This window comes from Methylomonas koyamae, from assembly GCF_001644025.1.
In the GTDB taxonomy this organism is placed as follows: domain Bacteria; phylum Pseudomonadota; class Gammaproteobacteria; order Methylococcales; family Methylomonadaceae; genus Methylomonas; species Methylomonas koyamae_A.
Genome location: NZ_LUUK01000005.1, coordinates 1 through 22,874 on the forward strand (window position 1 = coordinate 1; position 22,874 = coordinate 22,874).

The 22,874-nt window shown below is 56.3% G+C and carries 25 protein-coding genes and 1 tRNA gene; 17 read left to right on the forward strand and 9 right to left on the reverse strand.

Features of this window, described 5'->3' with window-relative positions; translation table 11 throughout:
* Positions 1–38: 38 nt before the first annotated feature.
* From A1355_RS00505 to A1355_RS00515, 3 genes are all read right to left on the reverse strand, one after another.
* Positions 39–566 (reverse strand): hypothetical protein, encoded by a 528-nt coding sequence (locus tag A1355_RS00505; protein ID WP_064023948.1) that lies wholly within the window; start codon positions 564–566, stop codon positions 39–41.
* A 150-nt stretch (positions 567–716) separates the two neighbouring features.
* Positions 717–1,574, reverse strand: coding sequence for a CheR family methyltransferase (locus tag A1355_RS00510; protein ID WP_064023949.1), 858 nt, complete (start codon positions 1,572–1,574; stop codon positions 717–719).
* A 39-nt stretch (positions 1,575–1,613) separates the two neighbouring features.
* Complete coding sequence (locus A1355_RS00515; protein WP_064023950.1) at positions 1,614–2,546, reverse strand: chemotaxis protein; 933 nt, start codon at positions 2,544–2,546, stop codon at positions 1,614–1,616.
* A 120-nt stretch (positions 2,547–2,666) separates the two neighbouring features.
* Between A1355_RS00515 and flgA the strand changes: the two genes are divergently transcribed.
* The 11 genes from flgA (at position 2,667) to A1355_RS00570 (ending at position 10,951) form a co-directional block, all read left to right on the forward strand.
* Entirely contained in the window at positions 2,667–3,350 is a 684-nt protein-coding gene (gene flgA / locus A1355_RS00520; protein WP_064023951.1) for a flagellar basal body P-ring formation chaperone FlgA, read from the forward strand.
* 69 nt (positions 3,351–3,419) lie between these two features.
* Complete coding sequence (gene flgM / locus A1355_RS00525) at positions 3,420–3,728, forward strand: flagellar biosynthesis anti-sigma factor FlgM (protein WP_064023952.1); 309 nt, start codon at positions 3,420–3,422, stop codon at positions 3,726–3,728.
* 4 nt (positions 3,729–3,732) lie between these two features.
* Positions 3,733–4,227 (forward strand): flagella synthesis protein FlgN, encoded by a 495-nt coding sequence (locus A1355_RS00530; protein ID WP_064023953.1) that lies wholly within the window; start codon positions 3,733–3,735, stop codon positions 4,225–4,227.
* A 34-nt stretch (positions 4,228–4,261) separates the two neighbouring features.
* Positions 4,262–5,044: a flagellar brake protein gene (locus A1355_RS00535; RefSeq protein WP_064023954.1), complete on the forward strand. Its 783-nt coding sequence runs from the start codon at positions 4,262–4,264 to the stop codon at positions 5,042–5,044.
* 32 nt (positions 5,045–5,076) lie between these two features.
* Positions 5,077–5,153: transfer RNA gene (locus A1355_RS00540), tRNA-Arg, on the forward strand.
* 365 nt (positions 5,154–5,518) lie between these two features.
* Positions 5,519–6,376, forward strand: coding sequence for an SIR2 family protein (locus A1355_RS00545; RefSeq protein ID WP_064023970.1), 858 nt, complete (start codon positions 5,519–5,521; stop codon positions 6,374–6,376).
* A 448-nt stretch (positions 6,377–6,824) separates the two neighbouring features.
* Positions 6,825–7,529 carry a phosphate signaling complex protein PhoU gene (phoU, locus tag A1355_RS00550; protein ID WP_064023955.1) on the forward strand — a complete coding sequence of 235 codons (705 nt, stop codon included), beginning with the start codon at positions 6,825–6,827 and terminating at the stop codon, positions 7,527–7,529.
* A 126-nt stretch (positions 7,530–7,655) separates the two neighbouring features.
* Positions 7,656–8,378, forward strand: coding sequence for a DUF445 domain-containing protein (locus tag A1355_RS00555; RefSeq protein WP_082885271.1), 723 nt, complete (start codon positions 7,656–7,658; stop codon positions 8,376–8,378).
* A gap of 7 nt (positions 8,379–8,385) precedes the next feature.
* On the forward strand, positions 8,386–9,162 hold the full coding sequence (locus A1355_RS00560) for an alpha/beta fold hydrolase (protein ID WP_064023956.1): 777 nt from the start codon (positions 8,386–8,388) through the stop codon (positions 9,160–9,162).
* A 141-nt stretch (positions 9,163–9,303) separates the two neighbouring features.
* The gene (locus A1355_RS00565) at positions 9,304–9,588 is read left to right on the forward strand and encodes a hypothetical protein (RefSeq protein ID WP_064023957.1); all 285 of its coding nucleotides are present in this window, start codon (positions 9,304–9,306) and stop codon (positions 9,586–9,588) included.
* Between the two features lie 133 nt (positions 9,589–9,721).
* Positions 9,722–10,951, forward strand: coding sequence for a pyrophosphate--fructose-6-phosphate 1-phosphotransferase (locus tag A1355_RS00570; protein ID WP_064023958.1), 1,230 nt, complete (start codon positions 9,722–9,724; stop codon positions 10,949–10,951).
* Between the two features lie 88 nt (positions 10,952–11,039).
* On the opposite strand, the gene A1355_RS00575 is transcribed toward A1355_RS00570, so the two are convergent.
* From A1355_RS00575 to A1355_RS00585, 3 genes are all read right to left on the reverse strand, one after another.
* Positions 11,040–11,507 carry a DUF1348 family protein gene (locus A1355_RS00575; RefSeq protein ID WP_064023959.1) on the reverse strand — a complete coding sequence of 156 codons (468 nt, stop codon included), beginning with the start codon at positions 11,505–11,507 and terminating at the stop codon, positions 11,040–11,042.
* 140 nt (positions 11,508–11,647) lie between these two features.
* Complete coding sequence (locus tag A1355_RS00580) at positions 11,648–12,283, reverse strand: pyridoxamine 5'-phosphate oxidase family protein (protein ID WP_064023960.1); 636 nt, start codon at positions 12,281–12,283, stop codon at positions 11,648–11,650.
* Positions 12,280–12,894 (reverse strand): TetR/AcrR family transcriptional regulator, encoded by a 615-nt coding sequence (locus A1355_RS00585; RefSeq protein WP_064023961.1) that lies wholly within the window; start codon positions 12,892–12,894, stop codon positions 12,280–12,282. The genes A1355_RS00580 and A1355_RS00585 overlap by 4 nt, the downstream gene beginning before the upstream one ends.
* A 197-nt stretch (positions 12,895–13,091) precedes the next feature.
* Here A1355_RS00585 and A1355_RS00590 point away from each other — a divergent pair, with 197 nt between their 5' ends.
* Together A1355_RS00590 and A1355_RS00595 are read left to right on the forward strand one after the other, a co-directional pair.
* Positions 13,092–13,490, forward strand: a complete 399-nt coding sequence (locus tag A1355_RS00590) for a hypothetical protein (RefSeq protein ID WP_064023962.1) — start codon at positions 13,092–13,094, stop codon at positions 13,488–13,490.
* Positions 13,491–13,830: 340 nt separating this feature from the next.
* Positions 13,831–14,457, forward strand: a complete 627-nt coding sequence (locus tag A1355_RS00595) for a TetR/AcrR family transcriptional regulator (protein WP_064023963.1) — start codon at positions 13,831–13,833, stop codon at positions 14,455–14,457.
* Here A1355_RS00595 and A1355_RS00600 read toward each other — a convergent pair.
* Positions 14,428–17,151: a cation-transporting P-type ATPase gene (locus A1355_RS00600; protein ID WP_064023964.1), complete on the reverse strand. Its 2,724-nt coding sequence runs from the start codon at positions 17,149–17,151 to the stop codon at positions 14,428–14,430. The two genes, A1355_RS00595 and A1355_RS00600, sit on opposite strands and share 30 nt — an antisense overlap.
* 120 nt (positions 17,152–17,271) lie before the next feature.
* Between A1355_RS00600 and A1355_RS00605 the strand changes: the two genes are divergently transcribed.
* Positions 17,272–17,475: a hypothetical protein gene (locus A1355_RS00605; RefSeq protein ID WP_064023965.1), complete on the forward strand. Its 204-nt coding sequence runs from the start codon at positions 17,272–17,274 to the stop codon at positions 17,473–17,475.
* A gap of 46 nt (positions 17,476–17,521) precedes the next feature.
* Here A1355_RS00605 and A1355_RS00610 read toward each other — a convergent pair whose 3' ends face one another.
* Positions 17,522–18,277, reverse strand: a complete 756-nt coding sequence (locus tag A1355_RS00610) for a HesA/MoeB/ThiF family protein (RefSeq protein ID WP_064023966.1) — start codon at positions 18,275–18,277, stop codon at positions 17,522–17,524.
* A 202-nt stretch (positions 18,278–18,479) separates the two neighbouring features.
* Here A1355_RS00610 and groES point away from each other — a divergent pair, with 202 nt between their 5' ends.
* From groES to A1355_RS00625, 3 genes are all read left to right on the forward strand, one after another.
* Entirely contained in the window at positions 18,480–18,767 is a 288-nt protein-coding gene (gene groES, locus A1355_RS00615; RefSeq protein WP_064023967.1) for a co-chaperone GroES, read from the forward strand.
* Positions 18,768–18,823: 56 nt separating this feature from the next.
* Positions 18,824–20,464, forward strand: coding sequence for a chaperonin GroEL (gene groL / locus A1355_RS00620; RefSeq protein WP_064023968.1), 1,641 nt, complete (start codon positions 18,824–18,826; stop codon positions 20,462–20,464).
* Between the two features lie 92 nt (positions 20,465–20,556).
* On the forward strand, positions 20,557–21,291 hold the full coding sequence (locus A1355_RS00625; RefSeq protein WP_064023969.1) for a response regulator: 735 nt from the start codon (positions 20,557–20,559) through the stop codon (positions 21,289–21,291).
* Between the two features lie 15 nt (positions 21,292–21,306).
* Here A1355_RS00625 and A1355_RS00630 read toward each other — a convergent pair.
* A partial coding sequence (locus A1355_RS00630; RefSeq protein ID WP_331710094.1) for a FimV/HubP family polar landmark protein occupies positions 21,307–22,874 on the reverse strand: 1,568 nt, incomplete at its 5' end.

The following is a 22,874-nucleotide window of genomic DNA, read 5'->3' on the forward strand; positions in this document are numbered from 1 at the left end:
GCGGTGGGCGGTGGGGGCGTCCGGTTCGGGGAAGCCTATCAATCGACGCGAGAGCGCATGAAGGACGCGGCGACGACGAGAGCCGCCAGTCCGGCGCAAATCCACATGAAGGGCTGGAAGAAAGCGATGATTAATGCGCAGCCGACCAGAAAGAAGCCGAGTAGGCTGAACTGCCAGCCGATGTGATATCCGTCCAGCATCGTCGATTGGCCCAATATCAGCAGGATCAGCATATCGCTTGAGACGCCGACCATTTGGCCGGATTTGTTCAACATGGATGCGGCGGCCACGACGACTATCGTATGTAGCCAATGCATTGCCTGGGCTTTTACGATTTTGCCCAGATCCGCTTCGTTGCTTTTGGCGCGCAGGCGGGCCACGAAAATCGACAGCAGTCCGAACACGAAGACCATCGCCAGCCAATAACCGTAGCCGTCGTCGGGGTTGAAGTCGGTGATAAAAATGCCCACCAGCGACAGCAAGATCAGCAGGATGAATACGGTTTGTTCGATGCCGAAATGGCGCTTGGTGGGCTGGCTTTCGGTCGGGATTTCGTCGTCGGTCATGGTTCGGGTCCGGTGGTGTGGCGGAGAATAGGGTTTTGGGAGTAATACCGGTTGGCTTGAATCCGTCGAGCCTGGACGCTGGCCGCCGTTTGGCAACCTGCCCGTGCATCGAGTACTGCTCGATATCGGGGTCGGTTGTCAAAGCCCGGTTCAGCCGCGCTTTTTGAAATAGGTTGATTGACCGTTGCGAACGGGTTCAAACGCGCCGAGACCGGTCGGCATTGACTCGGTGCTGCTCAGAAACAGATAGCCGCCGGTTTCCAAGTTCTCGGCCATGCGGCCAATAATGTCACGCTTCACCGCGTCCGAAAAGTAAATCAACACGTTGCGGCAAAATATCACGTCGAAACGGCCGAGCGCGGCGAAGGATTTAAGCAGATTGAATTGCTGAAAGCGCACGAGTTGGCGGACGTCGTCGTTGAGCGTGTAGCCTTCGTAACTCTTTTGGAAGTAGCGGGCTTGAGTGGCGCTGTCCACGCCGCGCGATAAAGCCAACTCGGAATACACCGCGCGTTTGGCGTCCGCCAGCACGGTTTCGGAGATATCGGTACCGATAATCTGGATATTGCGGTTTTTACCCGTGCCGCGCAGGACTTCGAGCGCACAGATGCTCAGCGAGTAAGGTTCTTGACCGGTAGAACACGCCGCCGACCAAATCCGCAGGCTACCGTTTTTTTGGTTCAGTAACTCCGGTAATACCCGGTCCTTAAAGTCGGAAAACTGTTTGTCGTCGCGAAACCAGTAGGTTTCGTTGGTGGTCATCGCGTCGATGACCGCGCTTTTTAGTTTGGCGGAGGAAAACGCGGCGGATTGCAGGGCTTGAGCAAGTTCGTTGAAATCCGCTAATTCGAACTTGACCAGCAACGGCAGCAAGCGGCTTTTTGCGAGATATTGCTTGCTGTTGCCGAGCACGATGCCGCAGTTCTGGTCCAGGAACTCGCAGATGCTTTGGTAAGCGGCCGAGCTTAAATTCGGCTCGCCGCCGGCCGAACCGATAAGATTGGACATGCTGGAAGTCAAGCGTGGTACGCCGGGAAACGGTCGGCGTTAATGGTGCGTGGCATGCTGATGTTTAAGTTGCTTTTGAATGGAATCCAGCAAGGCATCCGGGTCGAATTTCGCGAGGAATTCGTTGGCGCCGACTTTCTGTACCATCGAGGTATTGAAGACGCCGCTCAACGAGGTGTGCAGGATCAGATAGATGTGCTTCATGTTGGCATCGGCCTTGATTTTGGTGGCTAGCGTGTAGCCGTCCATGCGCGGCATTTCCACATCCGAAATAATCATCGCGTAACGATCCTCGATTTTGACGCCGTCGGCGATCAGATCGCTCAAATGGTCCCAAGCCTCCTGCCCGTCTTTCAGCAGGGTACACTCCAGGCCGATTTGCTGACACACGCGCTTGACTTGATTGCGGGCGACCGAGGAATCGTCGACGACCAGAATATGGTCGTTTTTGCTGGCGATGTCGACTTCAATGTTTTCGGCGGCGGCTTCTTCCCGGCCGCCAATGACTTCCTTCATCACTTTTTCGACGTCTATCACTTCGATCAGCTCGCCGTCCACTTCGGTGACGGCGGTCAGGTAGCTTTCCTTGCCGGTGCCGGTGGGTGGCGCTTTGACCTGCTCCCAGCCGATATTGATGATTCTATCGACCGATCCGACCAGAAAGCCTTGAATCGAGCGATTGTACTCGGTCACGATCACGTAGCAGCCCGCATCTCTGGTCAAAGGGCGCATGCCGATGGCCATCGAAAGATCGAGGACCGGAATAGTTTTGCCGCGTAAATGGGCGACGCCGCAAATCACGGAGTGGGAATTGGGAATTTGGGTCAACGGCGGGCATTGAATAACCTCTTGAACCTTGAAGACGTTGATCCCGAAGCGTTGCTGGCTGGTCAGCTTAAACAGCAGCAGTTCGAAACGGTTGTGTCCCGCCAATTTAGTGCGCTGATCGACGCCGTCTAAGACTCCGGCCATAAAATTCCCCTGGAATGACAGTGTTCCAAAATTATAGCGACTTTGCCTTGGTTTACTTTAAAAAATGCTGGCATGTTTAGTGCTGGATTGACGGCATAGTCAAAAAACCGACAATCGAATATGAAAGCCTTAGCGATAGCAAGCCTGTTGGTGGCCGGGCAAGTGGCCGCCGCGTCAACCCAGCCGGTGCAAGAGATACGGGATAGCGTGACCCAATTTGTCGGCGCCGCGCTGGAGCCTGGCGGCCGCTACGAAGTGGTCGTCGCCCAGATCGACCCGCGCTTGCAACTACCGATGTGTGCCCAGCCGCTGCAGGCCTTCGCCCAGTCAGGTGAGATCAAGCCGGGGCGCAATACCGTTGGTGTGCGTTGCCAGGCTGATAAAGGCTGGACGGTGTACAGCGTTGCTATGGTCAAGGCCTTCAAACAGGTCGCGATCCTCAACAAGTCGTTGCGCCGCAACGATGTGATTCGTGCCGAGTATCTAAATTTCGAAATCCGCGATGCCGGCATGATGCAGGCCGGTTATGTGACCGATGCCAGCCAAGTGGTCGACAAACAAGCGGTTCGCAATATCCCCGCCGGCAGCGTGCTGAATCGTCAACATTATGCCGAACCGACCTTGGTCCGACGCGGCGAGCGGGTCAACATACAGTCGGGCAAGTTCGGGATGTTGATTACCGCGATGGGGACTGCGTTGAACGATGGCACCGAAGGCCAGAGAATCAGTGTCAAAAACCTGTCGTCGCAACGGGTGATCCAGGCCGTCGTGGTCGGTTCCGGACAAGTGACGGTCAATTTTTGACCGATGCCTAAAGGAATTTATGATGATGCCGCTAACAGCTCCAGATAAAACTCTTTTAGGAATGTCGCCATGGCTATCGAATCCATCAATGGTAAAGCTTTCAGCACGGTGGTGCCCGCAAAAACGGCCGCGAAAGATCTGGTCGAAGCCAACAAAGACCAGTCGGCGAGCGCGCTGGACACGGATACCGTCAACATTACCGCGACGGCGCAAGGCTTGGCCGAGGCCGCCGCGACCAGTGCATCCTCGCCCGCCGTGAACGAAGACCGCGTCGCCGAAATTCGCGCGGCGCTGCAATCCGGCACTTACTCGTTCGACCCGGAGCGAATTGCTCGCAAAATGATGCAATTCGAGGATAAATTACCAGACAGTTCCTGACGCCATGATAGAGAAAACCTTCCCCATCGCCGAAAAACTTCTGATTCACGGCCATAAGGCTACCGGAAAATTGTTCGAGCTGTTAAAAGCGGAAGCCGAACAGCTCGGACGGGCCGCCGATCCCGATGTCATCTCCCGCATCGCCGCCGAGAAAAAAGAGATGGTGGCCGAACTCGATCAATTCACCCGTCAATTCGGCCAAGTGCTGGCCACCGAACAACTCGGCGTCGGCGGCGATGGTGTCAAAAACTACCTCGTCAAAGCCAAGGCCGCCGGTCTGAGCGTGCTGGAGGCGTGGAATCTTTGGCGGCAAATCGTGGCGGTTTCTCGGCAATGCAAAGCCATCAACGAGCAAAACGGCGCAAGCATCGCATTACTCAGTCGCCACACTCAACGATCCCTGCAAATTTTGCGCGGCAAATCGCCGTTGGCCGCCACTTACGGCCCGGACGGTTCGACGCGGAGCGAGCTGTTTTCTCATGCCTTGATTTCGGTGTAGACTGAAATCCGCTTACAAGGTAGGGTCGTTTTACATGCTCAAAAAACTTAAGCAATGGTTTGCCAAATCCGATGAGCCGGCGCCGGAATCGGACGACAGCGATTTTTTCGCGTTCGAAAATCCGAATTTTTTGACGGACCCGGATCGCATCGCCAAATTGCTGGCCGAAATCGAGACTGGATCGCCATTGTGTACGATACAAATCGAAGGTTGTCAGGAAGACTTCAGTTCTTCGATACTCGGCGTCAAGCTCGATAAAAACGCCATCATTCTCGACGAACTCGTGCCCAAGCACGGCAATGATTTGTTATTGCGCAGCCGGTCGCTAAAGTTATCGACCTTTCATAAGGGCATTCATTTGTCATTCAATCTGAGCGCGATCGAAATCGGCCATATGCGCGGGATCAGCTATTACAAGGCACCGTTTCCGGACCGTATTTTTTATCCGCAACGCCGCCGCTCGCCGCGCTTGGAGATTGCCACTCTGGAAATTCCGTTCAACGGCATTGTCCAGCGCACCGGCATGTCGATCGGCGGTTATTTATTCGATTTGTCGCGCGGCGGTGCCGGCATTAACATTCCCGCCAATAGGGCGCGGGTCCAACGCGGTGACAAAATCAAGGGGTGCCAGATTCAGTTTGAGGATTACGCGATGGATTTTGACTTGATCGTCCGTTTCGTCAAGCCTATAGGGCAGAGTTCCAGCAAGGTTCAAATCGGTGGATTCTTCGAGAGTCTGTCATCCAAAAGTCAATCCAAGCTGTCGTATTTCATCACCTCCCTGGAGCGGGTGGAAATCCGAAAACAAAAGTCCTAATCAAAAGGGCTGTGTTAAAATTCGTGGTCTAAGTCCCGGTAGCTCAGCAGGATAGAGCGGTCCCCTCCTAAGGGACAGGTCGGACGTTCGAATCGTCTCCGGGACGCCATATAAAACAATGATTTGAAGTGTTGTCGAAAAGCCTGAAAACAATCCAGGGCATTCGCGGAGCAGTTGAAAATAAATTGCTTCCACCGCGTAGATAAAAAGGCTTGTGCGTACCCCAATTCGAAACCATGCTCTACCCCACCCGATATGGGTACCTGTGTTTGGACTAGTTTCTAACTCACTCACTTTGCCTCGTTTGTAGCAGAGCCGACAAAACCACTGAATTTTATACGGTTGTTGCCAGCCGGCGGCCGGCAGCCGAATTCCAGATGCCTTGCCGTACATGGGCTGGCGAGGCGCCGGTAAAATTGGATTGAAATTTGCTTTACCCCGGTATCCTTCACCTTCTTTTACATGGGGCGCAATATGTCGAACAGTGTTTTTTCCGAAATCTTGAGCGGCTTGTACGACAATCAAGTCATACCTTATCTGGGACCTGGCGTGGTGTTCGACGCCCAGAACAAACTGACTCGCGAGCCCATGCCGGCCGATAGCGATAGCTTGATTCTGGCGATGAACGGTGGCAAACCGATGGCGCCGAAATTGATGTACGAATTTCCGCGCGCCGCGATGAACCAGGAACTGAAGCGCGGCCGCTCGTTTCTGACCCAGTTTCTGGACAAAACTTACGGCGATGCCCAATACACTCGGGCGGCGCTGCACGATTGGCTGGCCGAATGGCGGCCCAAATACGTCATCGATATCAACCGAGACACCCAGTTGCAGGATAGCTATTCCGACGAAGAGCATACCTTGGTCGTCGGTGTCGCTCGGATTACCGCTACCGCGTTCCGGTTTAGAATTTACCATTACGACGGCTCCAGCTATTTCGAAATCCCGCAAGAACAAGTCGACAAGAAGTTGCCGGTACTGTTTAAGCCGATGGGCACGCCACGCCCCGAAGCTAACTATGTCGCTTCCGATGCCGACTATGTCGATTACATCACGGAGCTAATGGGCGGCTTCGCGATTCCGGATTTCTTGAAGGATTACCGCAAAGGCAAGAAATATCTGCTGATCGGCTTGCCGCTGAACCGCGACTCCGAGCGCATGGTGATGAGCGACATCGTCTATTCCGCCGCCGAGCCGAAAGGTTGGTTTATGCGCAAGAATCCGACCCCCAAGGAAATACGCTTTAGCGAACGTCTGGGCTTTGAATTGATCGACGCCGATGTGCAAGAGTTCTTGCAGGCCGTGCAAGGCAGCGCGGTCGCCGCGGCGTAATCCTTGGCCGTAAGCAAACCCGGTTCGGTCGTCAGGCGCGGATTGGGTTTGCGCTTTCTGGCCGAACGAACCGTGGCAATAGTGGTTCGCCAGCGGCAAACCCCGATAACTCCCGTCGTTTGGCCAAAATCCAAGTTTCTAACACCGTAAGCGTAACGTAGTTTGTCTTGTTGATCGGGCTCTGGTCGAATCGTCGGCGCGATGAGTTATTGGCTCGGTCTGGCGGACGGAAGGACCGCTCGCGCTAAACACGGGCAATGTCGCGTCGTTCCATCCGCGCCGGCACAAACCGGCTGCCTCATTAACCTTTTACGATGTTATTGGTTTGGCTGTCCGCCTCGGCTTACGGGGATTGTTGTTCCGGATAGCGGTCCTGTCACATTCCTGTAACTTGTTGGGCTTACAGTCAGGCATTTCCGGCTTTGGGCCGTTTTACGAGTGGCGAACGATGACGACTTTGAGCGAGAGCGCGACTGGCGCGCACACTGTGCGGGCATTCGACGATGAATTGCAGCAGTTACACAGCTTGTTGCTGACAATGACCGAACTGCTGATGCGGCAGTTGGAACAGGCGATGCGGGCACTGGACGCCGGCGATATGGATTTGGCGGAGAAGGTACTGGCGCGTGCCAGCAAGGTCAAACATTGCGAAACTCGAATCGACAACGAGGTCTTGGCGCTGATCGCCAGACGCTGCCCGGTGGCTAACGATCTGCGCACGGCAATTTCCAGTTCGAAAATCGTTGTCGAGCTGGCGAAAATCGGCGAGGAGCTTGCGGACTTCACCCGATTGATCACGGTGCTATACGATCCGGATACCAGCGACCCGAATCCCAAGCTACTGGCCGACATTATCAAGATCGGCGATTTGATCAGGCTGATGTTGAGCAAGTTGATTCAGGCGTTGGAGCAGAGCGACACCGAACCGGCCTACGCCTTGTTGCGTCACGACAGGGATTACGAAATCGAGTTGCAGGAAGGTATACGCCACCAGTTGGCCCTGGTGCTGAAGGACGTCAGGATGACGCGCCGCGCGCTGGATGTGATGCAAATGATGAAAGCGCTAGAACGCTGCGGCGAGCATAGCCGTAATATTGCCCAGTACTTGATTTTCATGCTGGACGGTATCGACGTACGCCACGCTCGCGGTTAATCTCTTCACGCCATTTGGCGTTCCAATCCTACACGGCGTGGGGCATTCGGTCCGCCCCTCGTCGCTCCTGGCTGCAATTACGGTTAAAATAGCCGGCTATCACTGACTTCGTTGTGGCTTATCGGCATGAAAAGACTATTGAACCAGAGCTTTCTAACCAACCTTATTTCGTTGGTGGTGATCGTCGCAGGCTATGTCAGTCCCTACTATCCCGAAACCTTGAAGGCTATCGGTTTTTTCGCGTTTTCCGGGGCGATTACCAACTGGCTGGCGATTCATATGTTGTTCGAGAAAGTGCCGTTTTTGTATGGCTCCGGCATCATTCCGGCGCGCTTTCAGGAGTTCAAGGCGTCGATCAAGGCCTTGATGATGGAACAGTTTTTTACCGTCGCGAATATCGAACAATTCATCGAGCGCGAGGAAGCCCAAGGCGGCCGGGTGTTGAACCTGGAGCCGTTGCTGAATGCGGTCGATTACGACAAGGTCTACGAAGGTTTGGTGGCGTCCATCATGAATTCGTCGTTTGGCGGCATGCTGTTGATGATGGGCGGCGAGGAAGCCCTGCAACCGTTGAAGCAACCGTTTACCGATAAGATGCGGCTGACCTTGGAGGAAATGGCCGAGTCTGACCGCTTCAAGCAAGCGCTACGGCAAGGTTTGAACGCGCACCGCATCGGCGAGGATTTGACCGGCAAGATCGAGGCCGTCATCGACAATCGCTTGGCGGAATTGACGCCGAAAATGGTCAAGGACATGGTGCAAGGCATCATCAAGCGGCATTTGGGTTGGTTGGTGGTGTGGGGCGGTGTATTCGGCGGGGTGCTCGGCGCCGTGTTCGGTTTTGCCTGAGACGCGCATGACGACGCTCGAACTGGCCTACGAGAGTTACGGCGAACCAGGCGATACGCCGCTTTTGTTGATTCATGGTTTCATGGCGTCCTCGCGCAATTGGCGGACCGTCGCCAAACAACTGGCGCGGCGTTACCATGTTTATGTATTGGACATGCGCAACCACGGCGCGTCGCCGCATGCGACGCTGCTAGACTATCCGAGCATGGCGGCCGATTTAGCGGCGTTTATCGACAATTTGGGATTGGATCGCGTGCATTTGCTGGGGCACAGCATGGGCGGTAAGGTGGCGATGTGGCTGGCGTTGAACCAACCGCAACGGATTGATCGCTTGATCGTTGCCGATATCGCGCCGGTTGGCTACCAACACAATTTCGATGCGCTGATCGACGCGTTGCGGGCCGTGCCGGTGGACAGCATCGTTAACCGCAAGCAGGCCGAGGAGGCCTTGGCGGACGGCATTCCCGATCTGGCCTATCGGCAATTTCTGCTGCAAAACCTGTTGCTGAAAGATGGCCGTTACCAGTGGCGCATCGATTTGGACATCATTCGGGATAACGCCCACCACATCGTCGGCTTCCCGGACGCGGAGGGCCGGGCGTATTCGCGGCCGGTGCTGTTTATCGGCGGCGGCAAGTCCCGCTACCTCGATCGCGCGGCGATTGGTCGATTGTTTCCGCTCGCCAGCGTCTCCGAAATTCCCGATACCGGGCATTGGCTGTATGTCGAGGCGCCGCAAGCCTTCTGCGGTTTGGTGGACGACTGGCTTGCCGGGCCGGATTAGCTGCTCGGGCCGGTTTTGAACCTTGGTACACTTGCCGGAATTCGCTAGAACATTAAGCTGGCTTTTCCCACTTGTTCCGACCGCCGGGTCGAATCGACAAGCGGCGGAATTCTCAGTTTGAAACGCGCGGGGCAGCCCAAAATGACAGATCTTTCCTTCCGTAGGCGCCGGTTTCGGCGGATCGGCAAGTCGGCATTGACATTGGCCGAGTTGTTGGCGACCGGCCGGAACGCGCCGCTGAGCGATTATCTGTCGTTATCGCTCAGCGACTGCGGGCAGTACACCAAGATCAGTCTGACCACCACCGATGCCGAACCGGTCACTTATTCGGCCCTGCTGACCGACGCTTCTCAAGCCGATCTGCAATCCCTGGTCTTCGTCGCCCAAAACGGCCGGCAAGTTAACGACCCCCGCATCACTTCCTGATTCAGCTTCGGTCGGGGCCTGTGCTAAAATCGCCGGCCTAGCGGCGCGCGGGCCTAAGCACATCCAAACGCCGCGAATGCGGATTCCGCATCGAGTACCATCACTTTCTCAACCGATAACCATCAACACGCTCATGAACAAACCCAAAAAAGTCGCAATCCTTACGGCCGGCGGTTTGGCGCCATGCCTGAACTCCGCCATCGGCAGCCTGATCGAACGTTACACCGAAATCGATCCCAGCATCGAAATCATTTGCTACCGGGGCGGTTACAAAGGCCTGTTGTTGGGCGATTCGTATCCGGTGACCGCCGAAGTGCGCCAAAAAGCCGGTTTGCTGCAACGTTTCGGCGGCTCGGTGATCGGCAACAGCCGGGTCAAGCTGACCAACGTCAAGGATTGCGTCAAACGCGGTTTGGTTAAGGAAGGCGAAGATCCGCAAAAAGTCGCGGCCGACCAATTGATCAAGGACGGCGTCGATATTCTGCACACCATCGGCGGCGACGATACCAATACTGCGGCGGCCGATCTGGCGGCGTTTTTGGCAAAGAACAACTACGGTCTGACCGTGATCGGTTTGCCGAAAACCGTCGACAACGACGTGTTTCCGATCAAGCAATCGCTGGGTGCCTGGACCGCCGCCGAGCAGGGCGCGCGTTATTTCATGAATGTGGTGGCCGAGAACAATGCCAACCCGCGCATGCTGATCGTCCATGAAGTGATGGGCCGCAACTGCGGCTGGCTGACCGCCGCGACCGCCCAGGAATACCGCAAATTGCTGGATAAAGCCGAGTGGCTGCCGGAATTGGGGCTGAGCCGCGCGTCCTACGAAGTCCACGCGGTATTCGTTCCGGAAATGGCGATCGACCTGGAAGCCGAAGCCGCTCGCCTGCGCGAAGTCATGGACAAAGTCGATTGCGTCAACATCTTCGTATCCGAAGGTGCCGGCGTCGAGTCCATCGTCGCCGAAATGCAAGCTAAAGGTCAGGAAGTGCCGCGCGACGCGTTCGGCCATATCAAGCTGGATGCGGTCAACCCCGGCAAATGGTTCGGCGAGCAATTCTCGCAGATGGTCGGCGCCGAAAAAACCCTGGTGCAAAAGTCCGGTTACTTCGCCCGTGCCGCCGCGTCGAATATCGACGATATGCGCTTGATCAAATCCTGCGCCGACTTAGCGGTCGAATGCGCGTTCCGCCGCGAATCCGGCGTGATCGGCCACGACGAAGACCAGGGCAATGTGTTGCGGGCGATCGAGTTCCCGCGTATCAAAGGCGGTAAACCTTTCAATATCGACACCGACTGGTTCAACACCATGCTGGGCGAAATCGGTCAACCTAAAGGCGGCAAGGTCGACGTCAGCCATTAAGCCGCGTTTGATTTTTTTTTGTTCTAGGGGGCGGATTGATCCGCCCCTTTTTATTGGCGCCGCCGCCATTCGCCGCGACCGATCGGCTTCACAATCCCAATTCGGTCAAACCGGCGTGATCGTCCGGGCGCCGGCCCAAAGGCCAATGAAACAAGCGCTCGCCGTCCTTGATCGGCAAATCGTTGATGCTGGCGAAGCGGCGTTGCATCAATCCGTATTCGTTGAACTCCCAATTCTCGTTGCCGTAACTGCGGAACCAGTGGCCGGTGTCGTCGTGCCACTCGTAGGCGAACCTTACCGCGATGCGGTGGTCGGTAAACGCCCACAACTCCTTGATCAGCCGGTAATCCAGTTCCCGGCCCCACTTGCGCTGTAAAAATTCCTTGATCTGTTGCCGACCGACCGGAAACTCGGCGCGGTTGCGCCAGCGGCTGTCCTCGGTATAAACCTGCACGACCCGGTCCGGGTCGCGGCTGTTCCAGGCGTCTTCGGCCATCCGCACTTTTTGCGCGGCGGACTCGGCGGTAAAGGGGGGTAAAGGCGGTTTGGTTTCCATGATGTGCTCCGGATAAGGAAAATTGCCAGGGTAGACAGTTTTGTCTACAGGTTGATCGTATCAGGATGTAGACTGATTTGTCTACATGAGGCTCGGTATTCCAGAGTTAAGTGATCTTGAACAACTTTCCCGCGAGCTCTTTATTCGGTTCGATTTAATACCGCCGCCAAATCCGTCTCGTCTCCCGTCAAATGCGCATCGCGCGGCGGCAATACGTCGGCCACCGCAGCCAAGTGTTTCCAGGCCGGCGCCGGAGCTTTTCGTTCGGCTTTGGGCACGAAAGCCGATTCTTCGACCAGCGTCATTTTATGAATGTAGCGCGGGCAATTTGGGAACATTTCTCTAAGGGTCACCCGTACCACTAGTTCCGCTTCCGGCCATTCGCCGCGCAGAACATCGTCGACTTCGATATAAGCGTCGCCGTTGAACCGCAAACGTGCCTGACGTTGAAAATCGACGAACAGCAAGCTGACATGCGGAATGATAGACACATTGCCGGCGGACAGATACATGCCGCTGCCGTCGTATAGCGGGAAGGCAATGGTCGTTTCGTCCAAGACCCTGACGAAGCCGGTGGCGCCGCCCTTGTAAGAACAGTTGGGCCGGCCGGCTTCGTCGACGGTTGCCAGGAAAAACATGTTTTGCGCTTCGATAAACTCCCGGTCTTCCGGGCTGATTTGCGTGTCCACAATCGCTTCCCGCAAGCGGTCGGCCAACGCGCGAGTTTCGAAACGATCTTGGAAGCGCCGGCTCCCCTCGTGATAAAAGTCGGTCATTCGTTAGTCCTGGTTTGATTGTGGTTGGCTGCCGCTGGTATGGCGGACGCCTGTTGGTAGGTGGCGATCAAAATTTCAGCCACTCGCTTGGCCTGCCGCGATGCGCCGGCATGGCGTTTCATTTGTTCCGAGACGATGGCGCCTTCGACCAGTAACGTGATTTGCGTTGCCAGACTATCGTGGCCAACGATGCCGCATGCCGCGGCGAGGCCGCTGATGAAGGCCGAGAATTTGTCGTAAAACTCGGCGGAAAGCTGGTGGACCGGATTGCCCTCTACCGGAAATTCGGCCGCGGCATTGATAAAGGCGCAGCCGCGAAAACTCGGAACCGACATCCAATCCTCGATCACGTCGAAAATCGCCAATATCTTGTCCTTGGGATGCTCGGCTTTGTTGTTGAGTTGCTCGACGAACCAGTGCGTAAAGTCTTCATCGCGCTTGCGTAGAAAAGCCAGCACCAACTCGTCTTTCGACGAGAAATAGTTGTACAGCGTCATTTTGTTGGTGCCGGCCAATTTGACGATGGCGTCGATGCCGGTGGCCTTGATACCTTGGCTGTAAAATAGCTCGGTGGCCGCGTCGAGCAAGCGTTGTTGTAGGTTTTTTGCCATACGGATGTTATGTCGGTCCAATTTGCCAAGCGGTCAAGGGCGGCGGATACGATAAGGCCAATTTCTCGTTTGACAGCTTGCTTACCGATCAATATACAATAAATTAACTTACCGGTAAGTAAGTTTTCGAGATTCGCGTCCGGGATAGGTCTTGAATCAGAACAGGGTATTTTTTCAAATCAGACAAAGAGGTTGTGATGAGTGTATTACTGTTGGGTGCGGCTGCCTGCATCTTGGCGTTGATATTGTCGGCGTGGTTGATGACGTTTGCTCGCTGGTTTCCGATCGAAGGCGTCGACGGCAAGTTTCTGGTGGATTACAAAACCATGATTCGGGCGCATGTGGATTACGCCTTGATGGCCTTATTCAATTTGGGCTTTTACGGCATCGGCATCGATCTGCCGATAGTGGCTTGCTGGTGCGTCGCTATCGGCGGCTTCGCCAATCCGACCGTATTTACCATCGCCGCCTTCGATACCGATTTTTGGCGGAAGGCGCATTGGCGCGTTTATACCGCAGCTTCGTTCGTCGTTTCGACGATCGGTTTTTTGTGGATAGCCTGTGTGCTGGCCCAAGCCGCCTTGGCCGCGCTATAGATTTTGGGAAGAAACCGTCTGGAAAGAAACCGACCAAGAAGGCTGGTAGGTCGTCGTTAACAATCCATCGGCTGTCTCGGCGGAAGGTCCGTCGAAGTTAACCTGAATCTTCGAATAGTGCATCGCGAACCCTACGCGCAAGTGGGCGAACATAAGAGTTTGCTTGCCTGCGCCGGCTGGTTGAACGCCGGTATCGCGTGGCGGAGAAACGATTCGTTACGGAACCCATCGCAGTTGCCGTCGGGTTCCGGCTAACGCGTTCTTTTGATCCGGCCGGACTGGCGTCGTGATTGGGCTCGGTCGAAACGTCGGCGCAGCAATCCGCGCTACAATCGCCGACATGAATGATAAGAGTCCATCGATAGCCGATAAACCGCCGCGCGAGCGTATTTTGCTGACCGCGCACGATCTGTTTTACCGTGACGGCATCCGCGCCACCGGCATCGACAAAGTCATCGCCGAATCCGGCGTGACCAAGGTGACGTTTTACCGGCAATTCCCTAGCAAGAACGATTTGATTCTGGCGTTCTTGAATTACCGCCACCAGCGTTGGATGGCGTGGTTCGAGGATGCGCTGGCCCGCCATGGCGGCCGGGATGGTGGCGGCCTGGCGCCGGTAAGCTTGGCGCTGGCGGAGTGGTTCGACAACCCGTTGTTTCGCGGTTGTGCGTTTATCAATAGCGTCGCCGAGTTAGGCGGGGCGATGCCGGAAGTGGTGGCGATCTGTCGAGACCATAAACAGGATATGGAGCGGGTCATAGCCCGCTTGCTGCCGGACGGCCCGATGCGCGGCCGTCTGGCCGAGGCGGCGGCGATTGCGGTGGATGGTGCCATCATCCGGGCGCAGGCCGAGCCCAATCGCCCAGACGACGAGGCCGCGCGGCGAGCCGCGCTACGCGGCTTGGAAACCTTGCTGGCGGCCTTGTCGGCCGCCGGCTTAGCCGGGGTTGAAGCGGCGCCAGATTAATTTTTCGAGCCCCACCATTGCATAAATCACCCAGCCGACCGCGAGGATTAACAACCATTCCTCGCTGCCGATCGGCGCGCTGCCGAACAAGGTCTGCATGGTCGGCCAATAGGTGAATAGCAGTTGCAGCCCTATCATGCTCAATACGCCGAATATCACCCAGGGGTTGGAAAACACCCCGACCTTGAACATCGAATAGCGCAACGAGCGGCAATTGAACAAATAAAACAATTCGCCGAAGACAAAAACGTTGACCGCGACCGTGCGGGCCTTGGCGAGCGGTTCGCCGTGACTCAATTCCCACTCGAACAAACCGAACGCGCCGGCCAACAACAGCACCCCGACCAAGCAAATCCGGAATGCCAAATGCTTGGTCAGGATCGGTTGATTGGGGTTGCGCGGCTTGCGCCGCATCAGGCCGGGTTCCTTGGGTTCGAAGGCCAGCATCAAGCCCAGCAACACGGCGGTGGTCATGTTGATCCACAAAATTTGCACCGGCGTGATCGGCAGGGCAACGTTGGCAAACACTGCGGCCGTTATCACCAAGCCTTCGCCGAGATTGGTCGGTAGGGTCCAGGCGATGAATTTGATCAGATTGTCGAACACGCCGCGGCCTTCCTCGATCGCGGCTTCGATGGTCGCGAAGTGGTCGTCCGTCAAAATCATCGCCGCGGCTTCCTTGGCGACTTCGGTGCCGCCCATGCCCATTGCCACGCCAATATTGGCTTGGCGTAGCGCGGGGGCGTCGTTGACGCCGTCGCCGGTCATCGCCACGACGTGGCCGGCCGATTGTAGCGCTTCTACCAGTGCCAGCTTTTGTTCCGGGGCGATGCGGGCATAAACCGAGCAGGCCGCTAGCGTTGCAGGGTAATCGGCCGGCGCGAGCCGTTGCAACTCAACGCCACTGATCACCCGCTCGGCCTGGCGCATGCCGAGTTGCTTGGCGATGGCCAGCGCGGTGACCGGATGGTCGCCGGTAATCATTTTGACGGCGATGCCGGCCCGGTAGCAGGCGGCAATCGAGGCTACCGCTTCCGGCCGGGGCGGGTCCATCATTGCTTGCAGGCCGATCAGCGTGAGGCCGCCGGCGACTTCGGCGTGGGCCAGCGCGTCGTCTTGATGGTCGCGGCGGGCGAAGGCCAATACCCTCAGGCCCTGTTCGGCCATCTCTTCCAGTTGGCGAATCAGGCGCTCCTTGTTGAGCGCGACCGGCTGCATATGGGGGTCCAATGCGCTGTCGCAGCGGGCCAGCACGCTTTCCAAGGCGCCTTTTACATAGATCCGCCGACTGTCGGTCGTCGGGTCATGGTTCAGCGTTGCCATGAATTGGTGTTGCGATTCGAACGGGATCGCGTCCAGGCGGGGATGGGCGGTGCTGACGGCGGCATGGCGCAGACCGGCCTTGCGTGCGGCCACCAGCAGCGCGCCTTCGGTGGGATCGCCTTCGATGCGCCAGTGGTTGGATTCGGCGATCAGACGGGCGTCGTTGCACAATAAGCCGGCCTTCAGGCATTCCATTAGTGTCGGATAGCTTAGGTAGTCTATCGCTTGGCCGTTGTGGCGAAACTCGCCGTCCGGCGTGTAGCCGGAGCCGCCGACCTGGAAATAGTCGCCGCCGGCGTATATTGCTTGTACCGTCATCTGGTTTTGGGTCAGCGTGCCGGTTTTGTCGGAACAGATGACGGTGGTGCTGCCCAAGGTTTCGACAGCCGGCAATTTGCGGACGATGGCGTTGCGCTTGGCCATCCGCGATACGCCGATCGCCAACGTGATCGTAATCGCGGCCGGCAAGCCTTCCGGTATCGCGCCGACCGCCAGCGCGACCGAGGCCATGAACATCTGCAGCATCGATTCGCCGCGCCAGACGCCGACCGCAAAGGTCAGCACCGCACAGCCGACGATGACCCACAGCAGCCATTGGCTGAATTCACTCATTTTTTGGGTCAGCGGCGTATCCAGCTCGGTGGCGCTGGCGATCATCCGGTTGATTCGGCCGATTTCGGTACGGTCACCGGTTTCGACGACGACGCCGACGCCGCTGCCGAACGTGACCAGCGTTGACGAATACGCCATGTTAGCGCGGTCGGCTAGCGCGGTTTCGTCGGCCAGCGTCATCTGGCGTTTTTCGATCGGCACCGATTCGCCGGTCAGGGCCGATTCGTCGATTTGCAGATCGCGGATGCGTAGTAGGCGCAGGTCGGCCGGCACCTTGTCGCCGGACTGCAACACGACGATGTCGCCGGGTACCAATTCCGGCGCGGCGACGGCGCGGCGCTGGCCGTCGCGCAACACCGTGGCGCCAACGCTTAACGCGCGCGCCAGGGCGTCGATGGCTCGGATCGCGTTGTATTCCTGAACAAAGCCGATCAGTGCGTTGACCACTACCACACCGAAGATGACGCTGCTGTCCACCCATTCTTCCAGGAATGCGGTAACCGCTCCGGACAGCAGCAGGATGTAAACCAGCGGTTGGTGAAATTGCGACAAAAATAGCCGGACCGGTCCCTTGCCGCGACGCGGCGTTAATCGGTTAGCCCCGTAATCGGCTAGGCGTTTTTCGACTTCCTCGGCCGCCAGGCCCTGACCGATGTTGACGCGCAATTCGCGGAGCAGTCGATCTTCGGCGACGGCGTGCCAAACGGTTTTTTCGGCGGAGGGTGAACCGGCTTTAGCGGGTCGTTTTCTAATGGGCATCGGCTTCCTTGAGGCTGGCGAAAATTTGCGCTTGTTCCCCGGTAATTATAGGGTTATAGTCCGAATCGAGGCCTAAGGCCTTATTTTAGAAAAATAAAAACAAAACAATCGGAGGTAGTTATGGGTGGAGTCATCGAGCTGATGGTGCTGATGTTGATCATTGCCGTGTTCGCATTCGCGCCGCTAGGGTACTTTATTTACATGTATACGATGAAAAACGGCGAGCCTTTCGGCGACATCGAGCCGCATGGCGATAGCGAGTCGGCGTTGTTGAACAACGTTGCCAGAATCATTGAAATGGTCAGGCATAAAATCGGCAAATAAGTGTTAGGCGCATCGAAAAAGCCGGGGCAACCCGGCTTTTTTGCGACTATCGGTGTGAAACGCTGCCGCAGGTTGGGCAAGCCGGGTTGCGTTTTAGGCGCATGCCATGCCATTCCATCGTTAAACCGTCCAATAGTAGTAATCGGCCCGTCAACGGCTTGCCGCAGCCGACTAGCAGTTTTATCGCTTCCAGCGCCTGCATGCTGCCGACGATGCCGGTGATTGGCGCTATCACGCCGTTTCTGGCGCAGTTTTGCAATTCCTCGCCGTCGTTTTGGTACAAACAGTTATAACACGGACTGTCGTCCCGGCCCGGTGTAAATACGCTGATTTGACCTTCGAAACGGATGGCCGCGCCGGACACCAGCGGTTTGCCGGCCGTTACGCAGGCGCGGTTGATCTCGAAACGGGTCGGAAAGTTATCGCTGCAATCCAGTACCAAGTCGGCTTCGGCAACTTCGCGCGTCAGAGTGTCTCCCGCCAGTTTGGCCTTGTGGGCCTCTACCGAGACCCCCGGATTGATCTTTTTCAAGGTCGCTCGGGTTGAAATCACTTTATCCAACCCTATATCGGCGGTGTCGTGAGCGATCTGGCGCTGTAAATTGCTCAAGTCCACTTGGTCGTCGTCGTAAACCACCAGTTTGCCGACGCCGGCGGCGGCCAGATACATCGCGGCCGGCGAGCCAAGCCCGCCCGCACCGACGATCAGCACCGAGGCGGACAGTAGTTTTTGTTGGCCGGCGATGTCGACCTGCGGCAGCATGATCTGACGGCTGTAGCGGAGTAATTGTTCGTCGTTCATATCTTGTAAGGCTGTCGGCAAGGACCAGATGATGCCAAAGAGCTTGACAGAGTGCAAAAGCGGGATATTATTAGCACTCGTCGATAGAGAGTGCTAATAACTCGGATGCGGTTTAAAAGCCGGTCCTTCGGATCGCCGGGGCTGAGTTTTAAAACGTTTCTTAACTTGTAACTTTAACTTTATCCATATTGAGGAGACCTTGATGAACATTCGTCCGTTACATGACCGTGTAGTCGTTAAACGCGTGGAAGAAGAAACCAAAACCGCCGGCGGCATCGTGTTGCCCGGTTCCGCGGCCGAAAAACCGAGCGAGGGTGAGGTGTTGGCGGTAGGTGCCGGCAAACCGCTCGATAACGGTCAAGTGCGCCCAATGGCGGTTAAAGTTGGCGATAAGGTGCTGTTCGGTAAATATTCCGGTACCGAAGTGAAAGTCGACGGCGAGCAATACATCGTCATGCGCGAAGAAGACATCATGGGTATCCTGGGTTAATCCCGGATTGCCTAACACACCACATTGATTTCAAACTCATTTTTAGGAATTAAGAAATGGCAGCAAAAGACGTAAAATTTGGTGGCGATGCCCGTGCATTGATGGTCGCGGGCGTTAATATTTTGGCCAACGCGGTAAAAGTCACCCTGGGCCCTAAAGGCCGTAACGCGGTTCTTGACAAAAGCTTCGGTGCCCCGACCATCACCAAGGACGGCGTATCAGTCGCGAAAGAAATCGAATTGAAAGACAAATTCGAAAACATGGGCGCGCAAATGGTCAAAGAAGTGGCGTCCAAAACCTCCGACGTCGCCGGCGACGGTACTACCACCGCCACCGTACTGGCGCAAGCCATCGTGAACGAAGGCCTGAAATCGGTTGCCGCCGGCATGAATCCGATGGATCTGAAACGCGGTATCGACAGTGCGGTAACCGCCGCCGTTGCTTCAATCGAGAAAGCGGCCATCCCTTGCAGCGATAGCAAAGCGATTGCACAAGTCGGCACCATCTCGGCCAACTCCGACGAGTCCGTCGGCGCGATCATCGCCGAAGCGATGGAAAAAGTCGGTAAGGAAGGCGTTATCACCGTCGAGGAAGGTACCGGTTTGAACAACGAACTGGATGTCGTCGAAGGTATGCAATTCGATCGCGGTTATTTGTCACCGTACTTCATCAACAAACAAGAAAGCATGAGCGTCGAACTGGACGATCCTTTCGTGTTGTTGTACGACAAAAAAATCTCCAACATCCGCGAAATGTTGCCGATTCTGGAAGGCGTGGCCAAATCAGGCCGTTCCTTGCTGATCATCGCCGAAGACGTCGAAGGCGAAGCCTTGGCGACGTTGGTGGTCAACAACATGCGCGGTATCGTGAAAGTCGCGGCAGTGAAAGCCCCTGGCTTTGGCGACCGTCGTAAAGCCATGCTGGAAGACATCGCGGTTCTGACCGGTGGCGTCGTGATTTCGGAAGAAGTCGGTTTGTCTCTGGAAAAAGCCGACATCAGCCAATTGGGTACCGCGAAACGCGTCCAAATCAATAAAGAAAACACCACTATCATCGATGGTGCCGGTGACGAAAGCCAAATCAAAGGCCGCGTCGCGCAAATTCGCGCGCAAGCCGACGAAGCGACTTCCGATTACGATCGTGAAAAACTGCAAGAACGTCTGGCCAAACTGGCTGGCGGTGTAGCGGTCATTAAAGTCGGCGCCGCGACCGAAGTGGAAATGAAAGAGAAGAAAGCCCGCGTGGAGGATGCGTTGCATTCAACCCGCGCCGCGGTTGAAGAGGGCGTCGTGGCCGGTGGCGGTACCGCGTTGATCCGCGCCTTGTCCGCGTTGGACGGTCTGAAAGGTATCAACCACGATCAAGACGTAGGTATTAGCATCCTGCGCCGCGCGATGGAAGAACCTTTGCGCCAAATCGTCACCAACGCCGGCGATGAAGCGTCCGTGGTACTGAACGAAGTCAAAAAAGGCAGCGGTAACTTCGGTTACAACGCGGCAACCGGCGAATACGGCGACATGATCGCGATGGGTATTCTGGACCCCGCGAAAGTCACCCGCTCCGCGTTGCAAAACGCCGCATCCGTGGCTGGTCTGATGATTACCACCGAAGTAATGATCGCCGACGCGCCGGCCGACAACAAAGCTCCGGCAATGCCTGACATGGGCGGCATGGGCGGCATGGGCGGCATGATGTAATCGTGCCGTTTAGCTCACGCTAAATCAACCCCGGTCTTCGCAGGAAGCCGGGGTTTTTTATTGCCGGCGGAAAGATCGGCGCGAAGAAAAAGGTGGCAGTGGTGGTGCAAAACTTCTCGGTGTTGATTGCCGACGACAACGATCTCAATCGCTGGTTGTTGCGCGAACAACTGGAAAATTGGACGGGCAATATCCACGAAGCCAGCGACGGTTTGCAAGCTTGGCACACGTTGCGACAGACCGAATTCCGCATCGTGTTCCTGGATGTGAATATGCCGGGACTCGACGGTCTGGCGTTGATCGACAAATTGCGTACTAGCGAAGTGAGCTGGAGCGGTGTTCCGGCCGTAGCGGTGACCGCTCATGCCGGCGAGGACCAACGTCAGGCCGCGATGGCGGCCGGATTTGACGATTATTTGGTAAAACCTATCCGGCTGGAGCACTTGCGGCAAGTCCTGGACCGATGGTTGGAGCCCGAGAGGCCCGGTGAATACGGTGCTTGTCTGTTGCGTAAAACCGGCGACAACCGCCGCCTAACGTTTAATTTGTTGGAACAGTTTTTCGCGGAATTGCCCGGCCAAGTTGCTGGCATAGATGACGCGCTGCAGCAGGGGCGCGACGAAGAGGCCTGGAAGATCGTGCATAATTTGCACGGCACGTTTTGCTTTTTCGAGTTCGCCGATTGCCGGGCGCTAGTGGCGGCGTTGGAAACGGCTATCAAACATGATTCACGGTTGGTTCCGGCGAGTTTTCGAGCATTTCAAGTCAGAATGACATGGCTAACGGCGAACAAAGCTGCCGTTATGCAAGGCTTGATTGCCGACTAAACCAAGACAAGACCCTTATTTCAGCTCGTCCAGCAGGGCTTGAGCGGCGGCTTGCTGTTGTTTGGAGCCCTTTTCGAGGACATCGTTGGCGATGGATTTCGCGGTTTCGGTATCGCCCATGTCGATGTAGGCTTTGGCCAGATCGATTTTGGTCTCGAATTCGTCCATATCGGTCAGGTCGGCAACGCCTAAGTCGGGCGTGCCGTCCGCGCTGGTCGGTACGATCGGCGCGTCGAAGTCGAAATTGAAATCGAACTCGTCGTCGCTGGTCGTCAAACCGGGCGATTCGCTGGTGCTGGCAGATTTAGAGTTATCCTCAAAACCGGAAAAATCGAAACTATCCAGTTCTAGGGTTTCAATGGTTGGCGACGTGTCCTTGGGTTTCGGTTTGGCGGGTTCGGAAAAATCCAGTTCGAAGTCGAAATCGAAGCTGTCCGGCACCGTGGAACTTGCCGTCTGTTTCGGATCGGCGGCTTTGTCCGCGGGAATTTCCAGGCCCGAAAGGTCGAACGACTCTAGTTCCAGCTCCGTGCCGGCCGGCGTGGGTTCCGGTGTTCTGTGGGACTGTTTAGGGAGGGGCGCTTGCTCGACATCGAAGTTGAAGTCGAAACTTTCCAGATCGTCGGTATCGGTCGCGAGCTGCTTAGCGCTAGCCGGTTCGTCCTGGGGTAGCTCGGTCGGCGTTTCCGGAGCGGTCAAAGAGAACTCAAAGCTCTCGATTTCAGGTTCCGCGCGAGCCGTTGTCGGCGTGACCGCTTCGGTAACGGCTTTGCTGTCCACGGCAAAGGCGGCCAGATCGAAGTCTAGAGAATCAGGCGTCGAAACGATGGCGTCGGACTTGCGGGCGGCCGATTGGACCGTGCCGATTTCGAAATCCAGACTTTCCAGGTCATCGTTAGTCGAGGATGATGCGGAGGTCAGATCGTTTAAGTCGAAATCCAGGCCGTCGCTTAAACTGGCGTTGAGATCCAAATCCAATTCGGCGAAGTCGTCGTCCAGCGAAAACTCGGTCTCGGCGCTTTGCGCGGCGACCGGTGCCGGTTTGACGGTTTCGACCGGAGCGGGCGCCGCGACGCCGCTTCCACCGAATAGCGGCAGATCGGGAGCGATTTCCATCGCCATGTCGCTGACCTTGTTCCAGAAGGTCTTGTCGGCGGTTTTGCCGGCCGCGGCGAGCTCTTCGACAAATTGCACGAATCCGCTTCTGTTCTCGCTGGCGTAAAAAATTTCCAGCAGCTTCAGTTTACATTCATCGCGGTGCGGTTGTTCGCTGATCGCGGTGCGCATCAATTCTTCGGCTTGTTGGTAGCGGCCGTAAGCGAGATAGACATCGGCTTCCGAAATCGGGTCGATTTCGTTTTGATCGGTATCGAATGCGTCGAAATCGCTAGGCGTGAAGTCGCTGATAAACGAGCTTTCGCCAACGGTACCGACGTCGTAATCGTCGGTGCTGCTGATGTCCATGACCGGCACCGACAGGCTGCTTTCGGTGTCCGGCATCCGGATCTGGCTGGCCGATGCGAACATGCTTTCGGTGTTGGTGCGTTCGTCGATTTTCCGCTTACGCCATAGCAGCCAGCCGA

What these genes read in the sequence shown, in the direction of transcription:
- A1355_RS00505 (WP_064023948.1), bottom strand. Translation starts at nt 566, where the DNA reads ATGACCGACGACGAAATCCCGACCGAAAGCCAGCCCACCAAGCGCCAT.
- A1355_RS00510 (WP_064023949.1), bottom strand. Translation starts at nt 1,574, where the DNA reads ATGTCCAATCTTATCGGTTCGGCCGGCGGCGAGCCGAATTTAAGCTCG.
- A1355_RS00515 (WP_064023950.1), bottom strand. Translation starts at nt 2,546, where the DNA reads ATGGCCGGAGTCTTAGACGGCGTCGATCAGCGCACTAAATTGGCGGGA.
- flgA (WP_064023951.1), top strand. Translation starts at nt 2,667, where the DNA reads ATGAAAGCCTTAGCGATAGCAAGCCTGTTGGTGGCCGGGCAAGTGGCC.
- flgM (WP_064023952.1), top strand. Translation starts at nt 3,420, where the DNA reads ATGGCTATCGAATCCATCAATGGTAAAGCTTTCAGCACGGTGGTGCCC.
- A1355_RS00530 (WP_064023953.1), top strand. Translation starts at nt 3,733, where the DNA reads ATGATAGAGAAAACCTTCCCCATCGCCGAAAAACTTCTGATTCACGGC.
- A1355_RS00535 (WP_064023954.1), top strand. Translation starts at nt 4,262, where the DNA reads ATGCTCAAAAAACTTAAGCAATGGTTTGCCAAATCCGATGAGCCGGCG.
- A1355_RS00545 (WP_064023970.1), top strand. Translation starts at nt 5,519, where the DNA reads ATGTCGAACAGTGTTTTTTCCGAAATCTTGAGCGGCTTGTACGACAAT.
- phoU (WP_064023955.1), top strand. Translation starts at nt 6,825, where the DNA reads ATGACGACTTTGAGCGAGAGCGCGACTGGCGCGCACACTGTGCGGGCA.
- A1355_RS00555 (WP_082885271.1), top strand. Translation starts at nt 7,656, where the DNA reads ATGAAAAGACTATTGAACCAGAGCTTTCTAACCAACCTTATTTCGTTG.
- A1355_RS00560 (WP_064023956.1), top strand. Translation starts at nt 8,386, where the DNA reads ATGACGACGCTCGAACTGGCCTACGAGAGTTACGGCGAACCAGGCGAT.
- A1355_RS00565 (WP_064023957.1), top strand. Translation starts at nt 9,304, where the DNA reads ATGACAGATCTTTCCTTCCGTAGGCGCCGGTTTCGGCGGATCGGCAAG.
- A1355_RS00570 (WP_064023958.1), top strand. Translation starts at nt 9,722, where the DNA reads ATGAACAAACCCAAAAAAGTCGCAATCCTTACGGCCGGCGGTTTGGCG.
- A1355_RS00575 (WP_064023959.1), bottom strand. Translation starts at nt 11,507, where the DNA reads ATGGAAACCAAACCGCCTTTACCCCCCTTTACCGCCGAGTCCGCCGCG.
- A1355_RS00580 (WP_064023960.1), bottom strand. Translation starts at nt 12,283, where the DNA reads ATGACCGACTTTTATCACGAGGGGAGCCGGCGCTTCCAAGATCGTTTC.
- A1355_RS00585 (WP_064023961.1), bottom strand. Translation starts at nt 12,894, where the DNA reads ATGGCAAAAAACCTACAACAACGCTTGCTCGACGCGGCCACCGAGCTA.
- A1355_RS00590 (WP_064023962.1), top strand. Translation starts at nt 13,092, where the DNA reads ATGAGTGTATTACTGTTGGGTGCGGCTGCCTGCATCTTGGCGTTGATA.
- A1355_RS00595 (WP_064023963.1), top strand. Translation starts at nt 13,831, where the DNA reads ATGAATGATAAGAGTCCATCGATAGCCGATAAACCGCCGCGCGAGCGT.
- A1355_RS00600 (WP_064023964.1), bottom strand. Translation starts at nt 17,151, where the DNA reads ATGCCCATTAGAAAACGACCCGCTAAAGCCGGTTCACCCTCCGCCGAA.
- A1355_RS00605 (WP_064023965.1), top strand. Translation starts at nt 17,272, where the DNA reads ATGGGTGGAGTCATCGAGCTGATGGTGCTGATGTTGATCATTGCCGTG.
- A1355_RS00610 (WP_064023966.1), bottom strand. Translation starts at nt 18,277, where the DNA reads ATGAACGACGAACAATTACTCCGCTACAGCCGTCAGATCATGCTGCCG.
- groES (WP_064023967.1), top strand. Translation starts at nt 18,480, where the DNA reads ATGAACATTCGTCCGTTACATGACCGTGTAGTCGTTAAACGCGTGGAA.
- groL (WP_064023968.1), top strand. Translation starts at nt 18,824, where the DNA reads ATGGCAGCAAAAGACGTAAAATTTGGTGGCGATGCCCGTGCATTGATG.